This window comes from Amycolatopsis sp. MJM2582 (genome assembly GCF_000754115.1).
In the GTDB taxonomy this organism is placed as follows: Bacteria; Actinomycetota; Actinomycetes; order Mycobacteriales; family Pseudonocardiaceae; genus Amycolatopsis; species Amycolatopsis japonica.
In genome coordinates, this window is record NZ_JPLW01000002.1 from 325,514 (window position 1) to 339,494 (window position 13,981).

15 protein-coding genes are annotated in these 13,981 nt (G+C 71.4%); 13 read left to right on the top strand and 2 right to left on the bottom strand.

Annotated features, from left to right (window positions below; genetic code table 11):
* The first annotated feature begins 6 nt into the window (after window positions 1-6).
* Entirely contained in the window at window positions 7-828 is an 822-nt protein-coding gene (locus ED92_RS11800) for an SGNH/GDSL hydrolase family protein (protein ID WP_037336875.1), read from the top strand.
* Here the strand turns inward: ED92_RS11800 and ED92_RS11805 are convergent.
* The gene (locus tag ED92_RS11805; RefSeq protein WP_052120686.1) at window positions 809-1,741 is read right to left on the bottom strand and encodes a helix-turn-helix domain-containing protein; all 933 of its coding nucleotides are present in this window, start codon (window positions 1,739-1,741) and stop codon (window positions 809-811) included. The genes ED92_RS11800 and ED92_RS11805 overlap by 20 nt on opposite strands.
* Before the next feature lie 99 nt (window positions 1,742-1,840).
* Between ED92_RS11805 and ED92_RS11810 the strand changes: the two genes are divergently transcribed.
* The gene (locus ED92_RS11810) at window positions 1,841-2,842 is read left to right on the top strand and encodes a trans-acting enoyl reductase family protein (protein WP_037336879.1); all 1,002 of its coding nucleotides are present in this window, start codon (window positions 1,841-1,843) and stop codon (window positions 2,840-2,842) included.
* Here the strand turns inward: ED92_RS11810 and ED92_RS11815 are convergent.
* Complete coding sequence (locus ED92_RS11815; protein WP_037339819.1) at window positions 2,832-3,332, bottom strand: D-alanyl-D-alanine carboxypeptidase; 501 nt, start codon at window positions 3,330-3,332, stop codon at window positions 2,832-2,834. The two genes, ED92_RS11810 and ED92_RS11815, sit on opposite strands and share 11 nt — an antisense overlap.
* A 154-nt stretch (window positions 3,333-3,486) precedes the next feature.
* Between ED92_RS11815 and ED92_RS11820 the strand changes: the two genes are divergently transcribed.
* The 11 genes from ED92_RS11820 to ED92_RS11870 all read left to right on the top strand — a co-directional run bounded on the left by ED92_RS11820 (window position 3,487) and on the right by ED92_RS11870 (window position 13,961).
* Window positions 3,487-4,221 carry a response regulator transcription factor gene (locus tag ED92_RS11820; RefSeq protein ID WP_037336881.1) on the top strand — a complete coding sequence of 245 codons (735 nt, stop codon included), beginning with the start codon at window positions 3,487-3,489 and terminating at the stop codon, window positions 4,219-4,221.
* Window positions 4,218-5,624: an ATP-binding protein gene (locus ED92_RS11825; RefSeq protein WP_037336882.1), complete on the top strand. Its 1,407-nt coding sequence runs from the start codon at window positions 4,218-4,220 to the stop codon at window positions 5,622-5,624. Before ED92_RS11820 ends, ED92_RS11825 begins: the two co-directional genes overlap by 4 nt.
* The gene (locus ED92_RS11830) at window positions 5,621-6,082 is read left to right on the top strand and encodes a GerMN domain-containing protein (protein WP_037336884.1); all 462 of its coding nucleotides are present in this window, start codon (window positions 5,621-5,623) and stop codon (window positions 6,080-6,082) included. The genes ED92_RS11825 and ED92_RS11830 overlap by 4 nt, the downstream gene beginning before the upstream one ends.
* Before the next feature lie 426 nt (window positions 6,083-6,508).
* Window positions 6,509-7,258, top strand: a complete 750-nt coding sequence (gene dhbA, locus ED92_RS11835; protein WP_037336885.1) for a 2,3-dihydro-2,3-dihydroxybenzoate dehydrogenase — start codon at window positions 6,509-6,511, stop codon at window positions 7,256-7,258.
* 129 nt (window positions 7,259-7,387) lie between these two features.
* Entirely contained in the window at window positions 7,388-8,581 is a 1,194-nt protein-coding gene (locus ED92_RS11840; protein ID WP_037336887.1) for an isochorismate synthase, read from the top strand.
* Entirely contained in the window at window positions 8,578-10,200 is a 1,623-nt protein-coding gene (locus ED92_RS11845; protein ID WP_037336889.1) for a (2,3-dihydroxybenzoyl)adenylate synthase, read from the top strand. Before ED92_RS11840 ends, ED92_RS11845 begins: the two co-directional genes overlap by 4 nt.
* Window positions 10,197-10,868, top strand: a complete 672-nt coding sequence (locus ED92_RS11850) for an isochorismatase family protein (RefSeq protein ID WP_037336891.1) — start codon at window positions 10,197-10,199, stop codon at window positions 10,866-10,868. Before ED92_RS11845 ends, ED92_RS11850 begins: the two co-directional genes overlap by 4 nt.
* Window positions 10,865-11,098: a phosphopantetheine-binding protein gene (locus ED92_RS11855; protein WP_037336893.1), complete on the top strand. Its 234-nt coding sequence runs from the start codon at window positions 10,865-10,867 to the stop codon at window positions 11,096-11,098. Before ED92_RS11850 ends, ED92_RS11855 begins: the two co-directional genes overlap by 4 nt.
* Window positions 11,095-11,949, top strand: a complete 855-nt coding sequence (locus ED92_RS11860) for a siderophore-interacting protein (RefSeq protein ID WP_037336896.1) — start codon at window positions 11,095-11,097, stop codon at window positions 11,947-11,949. Before ED92_RS11855 ends, ED92_RS11860 begins: the two co-directional genes overlap by 4 nt.
* 27 nt (window positions 11,950-11,976) lie before the next feature.
* Entirely contained in the window at window positions 11,977-12,981 is a 1,005-nt protein-coding gene (locus ED92_RS11865) for an ABC transporter substrate-binding protein (protein ID WP_037336897.1), read from the top strand.
* Window positions 12,978-13,961 carry an iron ABC transporter permease gene (locus ED92_RS11870; RefSeq protein WP_037336899.1) on the top strand — a complete coding sequence of 328 codons (984 nt, stop codon included), beginning with the start codon at window positions 12,978-12,980 and terminating at the stop codon, window positions 13,959-13,961. Before ED92_RS11865 ends, ED92_RS11870 begins: the two co-directional genes overlap by 4 nt.
* Window positions 13,962-13,981: the final 20 nt, after the last annotated feature.

Consider the following 13,981-nt stretch of genomic DNA (forward strand, 5'->3'; position numbering starts at 1 on the left):
TTCGACATGTTCAAGCGGATATCCGCCGCGGTGCTCGCCGCGGCCTCGGTCGCCCTTCTGGCCACCCCGCCCGCGCAGGCGGACGCGCCTGCCCGCTATGTCGCGATGGGCAGTTCCTTCGCGGCGGGGCCGGGAATCCCACCGCAGCAACCAGGAACCCCGGCGGCGTGCGGACGTTCGACGAAGAACTACGCGAGTCTCGTCGCCGGGCGACGCGGTCTGGCCCTCACCGATGTCACCTGCAGCGGCGCGACGACGGCGAACATCCTCACCGCCGGACAGTCCGGGCAGCCGCCGCAGATCGAGGCCGTCACCCGGGACACCCGGCTCGTGACGATCACCATCGGCGGCAACGACGTCGGCTACGTCGGGAGCCTGTTCACCTACGGCTGCCAGAACACCGGCGGCGCGAACTGCGGCCAGGTCGACCGGAACGCCGTCCGCACGGCGCTCACCACGGTGCACGAGAAGATCGGCGCCGTCGTCGCGGCGGTCCATCGGCGCGCGCCGCGGGCACGGGTGCTGGTCGTCGACTACCTGACGATCGTTCCGGGCGAGAGGCCAGCCTGCGACGGTGTTCCGCTGACGCCGGAGCAGCTCGCCTTCGAACGCGAGGTGGCGGACCGCCTGGCGGCGGCGACCCGGCGGGCGGCGCGCGACGAGCGGGCCACCTTGATCCCGGCGGCCGCGGCCAGCGCCGACCACGACGCCTGCGCCGCCGTTCCGTGGATGGAGCGCTACACGACCGCGCCGGGCCGTGTGCCGTACCACCCGAACGAGGCCGGGATGGCGGCCGTCGCGGACCTGATCACGGCACGGCTGCGCTAGCCGCGCGGAAGGTGCGGCGGTAGCTGTCCGGCGGCACACCGACCGTCCGGTTGAAGTGCCGCCGCAACGTCGCGGCGGTGCCCATCCCGGTGGCTTCCGCGATCAGGTCGACGCTGTCGTCGGTCCGCTCCAGGAGTTCCTGCGCGCGGCGGATGCGCTGGGTCAGCAGCCAGCGCAGCGGCGTCGTCCCGGTCGCCGACCGGAAATGCCGGGCCAGGTTGCGGGAACTCATGTTGGCCTGCCGGGCGAGGTCCTCGACGGTCAACGGAAGGTCCAGCCGTTCGGTGATCCAGGGGAGCAGCCCGCCGAGCGGATGGTCGTCCTGGTCGGGCACCGGGGTGGTGACGAACTGGGCCTGCCCGCCCGCGCGGTGCGGCGGGACGACCAGACGGCGGGCGACGGTGTTCGCGACCGCCGAACCGTGGTCGCGACGGACCAGGTGCAGGCACAGGTCCATCGCGGCGGCCTTGCCCGCCGAGGTCAGCACGCTGCCGTTGTCGACGTAGAGGACGTCCGGATCGACCTCGACCGAGGGATACCGGGCGGCGAGGACGTCGGTGTGCGCCCAATGCGTGGTCGCGCGGCGGCCGTCGAGCAGGCCGGCGGCCGCCAGGACGAACGCGCCCGTGCAGAGGGAGGCGACCCGCGCGCCCGCCTCGTGGGCGGCACGGACGGCCTCGACCAGGTCCGCGGGCGGATCGACGTCGATGTCGGCCCAGCCGGGGACGATGACGGTGCCGGCGCGCGCGAGCCGATCGAGTCCGTGATCCGGTTCGAGCAGGAAACGCCCGACCTTCACCGGCTCCGAGCCGTAGACCCCGAATTCGTACAGACCCGTGTCGAAGACCTCGTGGGCGATGGACAGCTCGAACTGCAGCATGCCGTCCGTGGCGGCGAGGGCGACCGTACTCATGTCCGAAAGTGTACGCATGATGTCGTTCCGGACACTGTCGATCGGCGGGCTCCGCCGACAGGATGGTCCACAGTGGATCGACCGAGGGCAGGAGAAACCATGGGTACGTACGACGTCGCGGTGTTCGGGGCCTACGGGCACACCGGGCGGTTCGTGGTGGCGGAATTGCGCGAGCGCGGCTTCGGTGTGCTCGCGGTGGGGCGCGACGAGGCCAAACTGCGCGGTCTGCCTTGGTCCGACGTCGAGATCCGCCAGGCTTCGGTCGACGACCCGGCTTCGCTCGACCGCGCGTTCGCGGGCGCGGACGCGGTGATCAACGCGGCCGGGCCGTTCGCCGACACCGCCGCACCGGTGATCGAAGCGGCGCTGCGGGCCGGCGTCCCGTACCTGGACGTGGCCGCGGAACTCGAAGCGAACATGGACACCTTCGCGGACTTCGGTGAGCGTGCCGGGGGAGCGACGGTGATCCCCGCGATGGCGTTCTTCGGCGGGCTCGGCGATCTGATGGTCACCGCCGCGATGGGTGAGTGGACTTCCGCGGACGAAGCGCATATCGCGTACGCGCTGAGCAGCTGGCATCCGACGGAGGGGACCCGCGCGGCGGGCAAGGTCTCGCGGGAACGGCGTGACGGCAAGCGGATCCGGTTCTCCGGCGGCCGCATCGAACGCCGCGAGGACGCGCTGCCGGAGCTGGACTGGGACTTCCCCGAGCCGTTCGGGACCCGTGCCGTGCTCGGCGAATTCACGATGGCCGACGTCGTCACCGTCCCGAGCCACCTCGACATCCCCGAGGTGACCACGTACATGACCGTGAACGCGGCCCGCGAGGTGGTGGCGCCCCAGACGCCGACACGCGCCGCGGACGGACCGTCCGCTGAGGAGTTCGTGGTCGACGTCGTCGTGCGATCCGGCGGCGAGGAACGGCGGATCGTCGCGCAAGGCCAGGACATCTACGCGATCACGGCACCGCTGGTGGTGGAGGCCGCGCAGCGGGTGCTCGACGGGCGGGTCAAGGCGACCGGGGTCGTGTCGGCGGGCGGGACCTTCGACGCGCCAGACTTCCTGGCGGCGCTGGCACCGCGGATCACCGTCACCGGCTGACACCGGCCTGCCAGCCCGGATGCGGCAACCGCGCGGGCGGAGCCTCGCCGGGCCGGTACTCGAAATGCCACCATTCGTTGTCGTAGATCCGGTAGAGCGCGAAGCGGGCGCCGTGGTCTTCCAGCCACTGCGCGCCCTCGCGCGGCCGGACGTCCAGCGCGGTGCCGCGGACGTGCGCGGAATCCTTCGGTGGCAGGACGCGCTTTCGCCCGGCCTCGGCGAGGAACAGCCGATGCTGCTCGGCGGCGTCGCGATGTCCCGAGGTGACGCCGAGGAGTGTGCGATGCCGCCAGAACGCCTCGGTCCTGGCGTCGGTGAACGCGGCGAGCGTTCCGGGGGTGAGCCCGGCGAGGTTCTCGGCGGGGAAGCGCAGCGACAGCGCCCATCCGCAGGCGAGACGGCGGGCCTGGCCGGGGGAGGCCAGCCACGCGGGGATCAGCAGCAGTACCGCGAGGACGCGGGTGATCGCCGCGAGCACGAGTTCTTTCATGCCGTCAACGGTCGCCGCCGCCTGTCCGAACCCGATCGCGGCGAAGTGCGCGGACGCCGACGAAAATGTCACCGTTCCGCACGGATCACGTCGTGACGTGACGATGACATTCCGTGGACGTTCCGCGGAAACGGGACGGGCATCATGGCGTGTCATGGACGAGCGGATTCCGTCCGGCGCTGCGATAGTCGTCGGCATGCCCAGGGTGCTGCTCATCGAGGACGACCAAGCCGTGCGTGACGGGCTCAGCATGGCGCTGGGCGGACGTGGCCACGCGGTCGACGCGGTGGCCACCGGCGAGGAGGGCCTCGCCCGGCTCGCGTCACGGCCGCCGGACATCGTCGTGCTGGACCTCATGCTGCCCGGACTCGACGGCTTCGAGGTCTGCCGCCGCATCCGTGCGGCGGGGGATTTGCCGATCATCATGCTCACCGCGCGCAACGAGGACATCGACGTGGTGGCCGGGCTCGCCGCCGGCGCGGACGACTACGTGGTCAAACCCGCCAGGGCCCAGGTGCTGGAGGCCAGGATCCGCGCGGTGCTGCGCCGCACCGGGCAACCGGCGCCCGCGGCGCCCGCGCCCGTCGAGATCGAGCGTCACGGCGATCTCGGCATCGACCGTGCCGGGCTGACGGTGACCAAGGCGGGCAAGCCGCTCGCCCTCGCCCCGACCGAACTGCGGCTGCTGCTCGAACTCACCCAGGTCCCCGGCCGGGTGCTCAGCCGCCAGTACCTGCTGGAAAGCGTGTGGGAGCACGGCTATTTCGGTGATTCCCGGGTGGTCGACGCCTGTGTGCAGCGGCTGCGCGCGAAGATCGAGGACGACTCGTCCGCGCCGGTGTACGTGCAGACGGTCCGCGGGTTCGGCTACCGGTTCGGGCCGCTGTGAAGCTTGGGGGGCTGCGCACCCGGCTGCTCCTGGCGTTCAGCCTGCTGGTCGTGATCACCGCGGCGACGGTCGCCGGAGGCGGCTACGTCCAGTCCCGGACCTTGATCCTCCAGCAGGCTCAGGACGCCACCGCCCGCGTGCTGGTCGACAAGGCCACCGCGCTGTTCCCGCTCGGCCCGCTGCCGCCGGGTGACGGGACGCTGAGCCGGATCAGCGGCGAACTGTCCGATCGTCAGCTGAGCTCCCTGGTCCTGTTCGAGGACAGGGCGAGCGGGAACCAGCAGATGCGGTCGCTGATCTCGCCGGAGCTTCGCGAGCGGGTCCGGGCCGGAAACGTCGCCTGGCAACGGGTCGACGCCGGCGGCACGCCGATGCTGGTGGTGGGCACGAGGTTCACGGTGCTGCTTCCCGGTGGGCAGCAACGGGATTCGGGTATCGAGGCCTACATCGCGCGCAGCATGGTGCCGGAGGCGACAAGTATCGACGAACTCGCCACGCGGGCCTGGCTGATCGGCGGGCTGGCGCTCGTTTTCGCCGTCGGGCTGGCGCTGCTGGCCGCCCGCGGGGTCCTGCGGCCGGTGCGGGAACTGGGTGACGCGGCGAAGCGGCTGGGCGAGGGCGACCTGCGGGCCCGGGTCGGCGTCCGCGGCTCGGACGAACTGGCCGGGGTGGCGCGGACGTTCAACGAGACGGCCGAATCGCTGGAACGCCACGTCGGTGAGCTGGAACGGATGGAAGCCGACGCGCGGCGGTTCGTCGCCGACGTCTCGCACGAACTGCGCACCCCGCTGGCCGCGATGACCGCGGTCGCGGACGTGCTGGAGCAGGAGGCGTCGAGCCTGCCGGGGGACGCCGGGCGCGCGGCGAAGATGAGCATCGAGGAGACGCACAACCTGACCCGGCTGGTGAACGACCTCATCGAGGTCTCCCGCTTCGACGCGGGGGCCGCCGCACTGGCCCCGGAGGAGGTCGACGTCGCCGAGGTGATCACGGCGAGCCTGCGCATCCGGGGCTGGACGGGCGAGGTGGAGGGAGAGCTGCCCTCCGGGATCTTCGCCGAGTGGGATCCCCGGCGGGTGGACGTCATCGTGGCGAATCTGGTCGGGAACGCGTTGCGGCACGGGGAAAAGCCCGTCTCGCTCCGGCTTTCCGAAGCGGGGGAGCAGATCACGCTGGAGGTCTCGGATCGCGGTCCCGGGCTGGCGCCCGAGGTGCTGCCCCACGTGTTCGACCGGTTCTACAAGGCGGATTCGGCGAGGGCGAGGTCCGGCGGCAGCGGACTCGGGCTGGCGATCGCCTGGGAGAACGCCCGTCTGCACGGCGGGATGTTGAGCGCGGCCAACGGTACCGACGGCGGCGCGGTGTTCACCCTGCGCTTGCCCCGGCGGGGAGGGACGGCATGAGGAAGACCTGGCTCGCGGCGCTTCTGCTCGTCTCGACGGTCTCGGGTTGCGGCGTCCGGCCCAGTGCCGTGATCGCCGGAGCGCCCGCACCGGTGGGGCCGGCCAACGCCGCGGTGCTCTACTTCCTGTCCGGTGGGCAACCGATCCGGGTGCTGCGCCCGCTCGCCGAGGAGTTGCCCCCGGCGAGCCCCGTCGACCTGCTCGCCTCCGGACCGGACGAGAGCGAGCGGGAACGGCAGTACACCACGGAAGTCCCGGCCGGCACGGCGGTGCTGGACCAGACGCCCGCGCCGAACGGGGTCACGGTGACCTTGTCGGTCGGCGTCGCCGGGTTGTCGTCGAAGGCGGTCGATCAGATCGTGTGCACCGCCAGGGATTCCTTCGGGGGAAGCGCGCAGATCACGTTGCAGGGTGGGGGATCCGTGCGTGGTCCGCTGTCTTGTCCCTTGCCAGGCTAGGGGTCGTGAGTGGCGGCGGTCTTGTGTGACTGGATGGACGGCACACGTGATCAGACGGACGACACGCGTGTCTGGACGGACGACTCACGGCGAAAGCTTCGCCGCGAGCGTGTCGTCCATCTGATCACGTGTGTCGTCCGCCCAATCACGCGAAGCCGCCGTCTCGGTACAGGGGGTCGTGAGTGGCGATTCGGGTTAGAACACGAATCGCCACTCACGACCACCCCGACCAACTCGGTGCCGGTGCCGCGCCGGCACTTCACGGAACGCGGCCAAGCACACACGCACCGCGCGCACGACGGCAATTTTGCCGTCCAGTCCCCAAGAAGGAGTGGCCCGAATCACCGGTGTCGGTCCCTCGCTTTGTCCGGTTCGGCCCGCTAGCTTAGGCAAGGCTAAGCAAACGGGACGTGGGGTGGTTGTGGCGTGGAAGGGATCGAGGGCAAGGTCGCGCTCGTCACCGGAGGTGCGCGCGGGATCGGGGCGGCCGTCGTGGACGGGCTCGCCGAGGCCGGCGCGATCGTGGCGGCGGTGGACCTGGCCGAAAGCGCTTCCCGGGACGGGGTGACCTCGTTCGTCGCGGACGTCGGGGATCCCGCCGCCGTCGCGCGGGTGGTCGGCGAGGTCGAAAGCGAACTCGGGCCGATCGGGATCGGGGCGTCCGTCGCGGGTGTGCTGAAGCCCGGGTCCGTCTGCGACACGAGCGACGAGGACTGGGCGGCGACCTTCGCGGTCAACTCCACCGGAGTCTTCACCGTGCTCCGCGAGATTTCCCGCCGGATGTTGCCCCGTCGGAGCGGTGTGCTGGTGACGGTCGGGTCGAACGCGGCGGGAGTCCCACGCAGCGGGATGGCCGCGTACGCCGCTTCGAAGGCCGCGGCGACCATGCTGACCCGCTGCCTCGGGCTCGAACTCGCCGGTTCCGGCATCCGCTGCAACATCGTCTCGCCCGGCTCGACCGACACCGACATGCAACGTCTACTGTGGACGGACGAGAACGGCGCGGACCGTGTCATCGCGGGAAATCCGGAGCAATACCGGGTCGGCATACCGCTGGGCCGGATGGCGGAACCCGCCGATATCGCCGACGCCGTCCTGTTTTTGGCCTCCGATCGCGCGCGGCACATCACGATGCAGAACCTCTACGTCGACGGCGGCGCGACGCTCCGCGCGTGATCTCGATGACGCAACGAAGACTTTTCGGGTCCGTACGATTAGGTTAGGCTAACCGAAAGTCGGCGCTTTCGTACTGGGGTGTCACGGGCGCCTGTTCGGTCAGTAGTATTCGCGAAAGGGAATCCAGTCGTGTCCTCACCTGCACCGGCCCGACCAAGGCCGGTCCACCAGGCGGCCGATCTGCTGGCGGCGTACCTGCCCGGATCGTTCTACTACTCGTCCGCTCGAGGATCGCTGCTCGCCGACGGCGTGTACGCGCCGGTCCACGCGGCGCCCGGCAAGCGTGCCCGCGCGGCCGCCGAAGTCCTCGACGCCGCTCTCGTGGCGGGAGTGACCGAACCCGTCGTCGCCGGCGCGATCGGATTCCGGCCCGACGCGCCGAGCAGCCTGGTGGTGCCCGCCCTGGTACGCAAGGCAGGACCACCGAAGGCGAGTGGTCCGGTCGCCCCGCTGGGCGGGAGCTGGACGGTGTCGCCGCGGCCCGCGCCGGAGGTCTACACCACCGCCGTGGCGAGGGCGCTGGACGAGATCCGCGACGGCGACCTCCGCAAGATCGTGCTGGCCCGCTGCCTCGACGTCACCGGCGGCGACCCCGTCGCCGTGCCGCGGCTGCTGGCGCGCCTCGTCCACGCGGACCCGGCCGCGCACGCCTTCGCCGTCGACGTCAGCGCGCCGGGGGATCCCGCGCCGCGCACCCTGATCGGCGCGAGCCCGGAACTCCTGGTCTCCCGCCGCGGTCGCGTCGTCACGGCCAACCCGCTGGCGGGATCACGGCCGCGGGTGGCCGACGACGCCGAGAACTCCCGGCGCGTCAAGGATCTGCTGGCGTCCGAAAAGGACCGTGACGAACACGCGCACGTCGCCGCCCAGGTGGCCGAAGTCCTGGGCCGGTTCTGTGTCGACCTCGACGTCCCCGCCGAACCCGAAGTGATCGGCACGCCCACGATGTGGCACCTCTCGACCAAGATCAGCGGACGCCTCGCCGACGCGAGCGACGCCGGTTCGTCCGCGCTCGGACTGGCCGAGGCACTGCATCCGACACCGGCGGTCTGCGGCGTCCCGACCGCGCTCGCCCGCGACACCATCGCCGCGCTCGAACCCGAGGATCGCGGCTATTACGCGGGTCTCGTCGGCTGGACCGACCAGGACGGTGACGGCGAATGGGTCGTCACCATCCGCTGCGCCGAAGTCCGGGACCGGACCGTCCGGCTGTTCGCCGGTGCGGGAGTGGTGGCGGGTTCCGATCCGGCGGCCGAGCTCGCCGAGACCGGCGCGAAATTCGGCACCATGCTGCGGGCCCTCGGTCTGGAGGGAGTGGAATGACCGCCGACCACGTGCCCTGGCCGCCGGAAACCGCGGCGCGCTACCGGGCTTCGGGATACTGGCGCGGCCAGACCTTCGGCAAGCTGCTGACCAGCCTCGCCGAGGCCTACGCCGAGCGTCTCGCCGTCATCGGCGAGAACGCCCGCTGGACGTTCGCCGAACTCGACGAGCGGGCGCACCGGCTCGCCGCCGGATTCGCCGGCGCCGGGATCCAGGCCGGTGACCGGGTCGTCGTGCAACTGCCGAACGTGCCGGAGTTCGCGTCCGTCGTCTTCGGACTGTGGCGGGCCGGCGCGCTGCCGGTGTTCGCGCTGCCCGCGCACCGCGCGAGCGAACTGCGGCATTTCGCCGAGCAGAGCGAGGCCGCGGCGATCCTGACCGTGGGCGAACACGAACGGTTCGACCACGCGGCCATGGCCCGCGCGGTCGCCGCCGAGATCCCCTCGGTACGCACCGTCTTCGTCGTCGGCACGGAGGAATTCGCCGTCCTCGAAGCGGCGACTCCGCGCGCCCTGCCGGATCCCGATCCCGCCGGGGTCGCGTTCCTCCAGTTGTCGGGTGGAAGCACCGGATTGCCCAAGCTGATCCCGCGCACGCACGAGGACTATCTCTACAGCGTCCGGGAAAGCGCCCGGATCTGCGGTCTGCGCCCGGAAAGCGTGTACCTGGCCGCGCTGCCGGTCGCGCACAACTTCCCGCTCAGCTCACCCGGTCTGCTCGGCGCGCTGCACGCGGGCGCGGCCACGGTGTTCGCGCCGCGTCCCGACGCCGACACCGCGTTCCGGCTCATCGAGGCCGAAGGTGTGACGATCACCGGGCTGGTGCCGCCGCTGGCCGCCGCGTGGGCGCAGGCGGCCGCGCGGACCACCCGCGATCTGTCCTCTTTGGACGTCCTGCTGGTCGGCGGCGCGAAATGCGCCCGTGAACTGGCCGAGAAGATCGGGCCCGCGCTGGGGTGCCGTCTGCAGCAGGTGTTCGGCATGGCCGAGGGACTGGTCTGCTACACCCGGCTCGACGACCCCGACGAGTACGTCCTGGCGACACAGGGAAGGCCGATCTCGCCGGACGACGAGATCCGCGTGGTGAACCCGGACGACCCACTGGCCACTTCGGACGATGTGGTCGCGCCGGGGGAGATCGGTGCCCTGCTGACCCGGGGGCCGTACACGATCCGCGGCTACTACCGCGCCGAGGAGCACAACAAGACCGCGTTCACCGAGGACGGGTTCTACCGCACCGGTGACCTCGTGCGACGGCATCCGTCGGGACATCTGGAAGTGGTCGGCCGGGCCAAGGAGCAGATCAACCGCGGCGGCGAGAAGGTGGCCGCGGAAGAGGTCGAGAACCACCTGATGGCCCACCCCGGCGTGCTCGACGCCGCCGTCGTCGCGGTGCCGGATCCGTACCTGGGCGAGCGCACCTGTGCCTATGTCGTCCCTGCGGCAGGCGCCGAACCCGCCGCGGCGGAGCTGCGCCGGTTCGTCCGCGAGCGCGGGGTCGCGGCGTTCAAGGTGCCCGATCTGGTCCAGGTGGTGCCGGAGTTCCCGGTGACCGGCGTCGGCAAGACCAGCAAACGCGAGCTGCGGGCGGCACTGGCCGCCCTGGCGAAGGAGAAGTGAACGTGTCGCTCCCCAAGATCGAGCCCTACGCCCTCCCGACGGAGGCCGAGCTGCCCGCCGGACGGGTCGGCTGGAAACCCGACGCCGCCCGTGCCGCGCTGCTGGTCCACGACGCGCAGCGGTACTTCCTCGCGCCGTACGCGGGATCCCCGGTCCCGGAGATGATCGCGAACATCGCCGCGCTGGCCGACGCCGCCCGCGCCGCGGGGGTCCCGGTGTTCTACACCGCGCAGCCCGGTCACCAGGCCGCCGAGGACCGTGGCCTGCTCACCGAGTTCTGGGGCGACGGGATCGGCGCGGTCATCGACGACGATCCGGCCGCGGCCGACGTGGTGGCCGAGCTCGCCCCGCAGCCGGGGGACAAGGTCCTGACGAAGTGGCGCTACAGCGCGTTCCAGCGCAGCACGTTCACCGAGCAGCTCGCCGAAGCGGGCCGCGACCAGTTGCTGATCACCGGTGTCTACGCGCATATCGGCTGCCAGACCACCGCCGTCGAGGCGTTCATGCGCGACGTCCAGCCGTTCCTGGTCGGCGACGCGGTCGCGGACTTCTCCCGCGAACGCCACGACCAGGCCTGCGAGTACGTCGCCCAGCGCTGTGGCGCACTGACCACCACGGCCGCCGCGCTCGCCGCGCTGGCCCCCATCCACGCGGGAGCACAGCGATGAGCTTGACCGTCCGGAAGATCCACGCCGACGTCGCCGAACTGCTCGGCTGCGACCCGGCCGAGCTGAAGCCGGAGACCGACCTCACCGATCTCGGCCTCGACTCGATGCGGATCATGGGCCTGGTCGAGCAGTGGCGCACCGAGGGCGCCGACACGCTCGAATTCGCCGACCTCGCCGAGCAGCCGACCCTCGGCCACTGGACGCGGGTCCTCACCGGGAGCGCGACGTGAGCCGCGCCGACCATCGCCACCGGCACCTGGAGCGCATCGCCGAGGTCCGTGCGGGACGGCATGCGGAGAAGGTGCCGTATCCGATCCGCATCCGGCAGGCCGAGGTCGTGCGCACCGAGATGATCGGTTCCGGGCTGCTCCGGGTCACGCTCGGCGGACCGGGGACGGCGGGTTTCGAGGCGCATTCGCCCGACGAACACGTGAAGATCCTGTTCCCCGAACTGGACCCCGAGCCGCGGCTCCCGGTACAGGACGGCGACATGCTGCGCTGGCCGAAGCCGTCGCCGACGTCGCGCGAGTACACGGTCCGCCGGTACGACCCGGCTTCCGGGGAACTCGACCTCGACGTGGCGCTGCACGAAGGCGGGCTCGGCTCCGGTTGGGCCGAGAAGGTCACGCCCGGCACGCCGGTGCACGTCGCCGGCCCGCCCGGCGGGCTGATCGTGCCGCACACCTACGACCGCTACCTGCTCGCCGGTGACGTCACCGCGTTGCCCGCGATCGCGCGCTGGCTCGAAGAACTGCCGCGTACCGCCGCGGGCTGGGCGTTCATCGAGGTCACCGACGCGAGCGAGGAGATCGAGCTCTCCGCGCCCGAAGACGTCGAGGTGCACTGGCTGCATCGAGGCGACGTGGCGCCCGGCGCGTCCGACGTCCTCGCCCGTGCGGTCCAGACGATCGAGGTCCCCGCCGGGGAACGGCTTTACGCCTGGGTCGCCGGTGAAGCGGGGCAGATCAAACCGCTGCGCCGCTGGCTCAAGAACGACCTCGGGCTCGGCAAGGACGACCACGACGTGACCGGCTACTGGAAACGCGGCGTCGCGGACTTCGACGACGAGCACGACCACTGATCCCCACCAAGAAAACCGAGGAAATCCATGCGCACCACTAGAACCCGACGCCTCGCCGGAGCGCTCGCGCTCGCTTTGACGGTCGTGACCGCGGCCACCGCCTGCGGCGCGGGCGAAGACGGCAAGGCCGCCGACGGCGGTCAGACCCGGGTGTTCGCCGCCGACAACGGCCAGATCACCATCCCGGTCTCGCCGAAGCGGGTCATCGCCACCGGCTACGCCGTGCCCGCCCTGCTCGAAGCGGGCGCGCCGCTGGTCGGGGTGTCCAGCTGGAAGCGCGGGATCCCGCTGTTCAACGAGCAGGAGCGCAAGAAGTACGACGAGCTGGCGAAGGTCGCCGGCGAGTCGGCGTCGGAGACGAACTACGAGGCGATCGCGCAGGCGGATCCGGATCTCATCGTGATCGGCGTGCCGAAGCCGGTGCTCGCCGACATCGACATCAAGCGGCTCGAAGCGATCGCGCCGGTCGTGGCGATCGGCCCGTCGGTTCCGTCGATGTGGCGTGAGCTGTCGCGCAAGCAGGCCGACGCCGCCGGTGCGGCCGCCGGGTTCGACGCGCTGAAGACCGCCTACGACACCAAGGCCAAGGCGCTGGCCGAGAAGTACAAGGCCGTGGTGCCGCAGCTGAAGCTGGGCCACGTCGGTGCCTACGGCGAGGTCGCCAAGGGCAACTTCCAGCGTGAGTTCAACGGTTCCTGGGGCACCAACATCGCGCAGGACATCGGTGCCACGTACTACGGCCAGGTCAAGGTCAAGGGCGGTGGCTCGAAGGACGTCAGCGAGTACCCGTCGATCGAGGAACTGCCGACCGCGTTCGCCCAGGCCGACGCGATCACCTACTCGGTCGCCGCCGACGGCTCCGTGCCCGCGCCGGTCAAGTACGTCCTCGACTCGCCGCTGTGGAAGGAACTCCCCGCGGTGAAGGCGGGCAAGGTCTACCCGTTCCGCTTCACCGAGGCCGCCACCTACCGGGCCGCGACGTCCACTTTGGACGCAGTCGACCAGGCGTTCGCGCCGCTGCTGAAGAAGTGACCACCACCGGGCGGTCCGCGCTGCTCGGCGCCGCACTGCTCGGGCTCGTCGTGGTCGCCGTGCTGAGCGTCGGCATCGGCGCGCACGCCATCGCCCCCGGCGAGGTCGTGCGCGCCCTGCTGGGCGAGGGGAACCCGAGTGACCGGGCGGTGGTCCTGGACATCCGGATGCCGAGGGCGGTACTGGCGATCGGGGTCGGCGCGGCGCTCGCCGTCGGCGGCGTGCTCGTGCAAGCCTTGTCGCGCAACGCTTTGGCCGAACCCGGCGTGCTCGGCGTGACCGCCGGGGCCGGGTTCGCCATCGCGGTCGGGTCTTCGTTCGGCCTGGCCGCGTCGGTGCCCGCCGAACTGGGGCTCGCGGTCTTGGGCGCGGTCGGCGCTTCGGCGCTGGTGTACGCCGTCGGCAGCAAGTCGCCGCTGCGGCTCGTGCTCGCCGGGACAGCGCTGAGCGCCGTGCTGCTGGGACTCACCCTCGGCCTGCGGCTGCTGTTCCCGGACACCTTCGACGTCTACCGGTTCTGGTCGGTGGGTTCACTGGCCGGTCGCGAACAGGCGCCGACCACGATCCCGCTGATCGTCATCGGCCTGTCCCTGCTGGGCGCGTTCGCGGTGAGCCGCCAGCTGAACGCCATCGCGCTCGGCGAGACGGTCGCGCATACGCTCGGCGCGAACGTCGCGCGCGTCCGGACGGTCACCCTGCTGCTGATCACGCTGATGGCGGGCGCGGCGACCGCGCTGGCCGGGCCGATCCTGTTCGTCGGGCTGATCGTGCCGCATCTGGCGCGGCGGGTGGCCGGCGCGTCGATCCCGTGGCTGATCGCGTTCGCCGCGCTGCTCGGTCCGGTCCTGATGCTGGCCGCGGACGTCGGCTCCCGGGTCCTGCTGCCGACCGGTGAGGTGCCGGTGGCGATCGTGACCGCGTTCCTCGGCGGCCCGGTGCTGATCTGGGCCGTCCGCAAATACGGGGCGGCGCCGCTGTGACCACATTCGTCCTGCGGCGC

What these genes read in the sequence shown, in the direction of transcription:
- ED92_RS11800 (WP_037336875.1), top strand. Translation starts at nt 7, where the DNA reads ATGTTCAAGCGGATATCCGCCGCGGTGCTCGCCGCGGCCTCGGTCGCC.
- ED92_RS11805 (WP_052120686.1), bottom strand. Translation starts at nt 1,741, where the DNA reads ATGAGTACGGTCGCCCTCGCCGCCACGGACGGCATGCTGCAGTTCGAG.
- ED92_RS11810 (WP_037336879.1), top strand. Translation starts at nt 1,841, where the DNA reads ATGGGTACGTACGACGTCGCGGTGTTCGGGGCCTACGGGCACACCGGG.
- ED92_RS11815 (WP_037339819.1), bottom strand. Translation starts at nt 3,332, where the DNA reads ATGAAAGAACTCGTGCTCGCGGCGATCACCCGCGTCCTCGCGGTACTG.
- ED92_RS11820 (WP_037336881.1), top strand. Translation starts at nt 3,487, where the DNA reads ATGGACGAGCGGATTCCGTCCGGCGCTGCGATAGTCGTCGGCATGCCC.
- ED92_RS11830 (WP_037336884.1), top strand. Translation starts at nt 5,621, where the DNA reads ATGAGGAAGACCTGGCTCGCGGCGCTTCTGCTCGTCTCGACGGTCTCG.
- ED92_RS11845 (WP_037336889.1), top strand. Translation starts at nt 8,578, where the DNA reads ATGACCGCCGACCACGTGCCCTGGCCGCCGGAAACCGCGGCGCGCTAC.
- ED92_RS11855 (WP_037336893.1), top strand. Translation starts at nt 10,865, where the DNA reads ATGAGCTTGACCGTCCGGAAGATCCACGCCGACGTCGCCGAACTGCTC.
- ED92_RS11865 (WP_037336897.1), top strand. Translation starts at nt 11,977, where the DNA reads ATGCGCACCACTAGAACCCGACGCCTCGCCGGAGCGCTCGCGCTCGCT.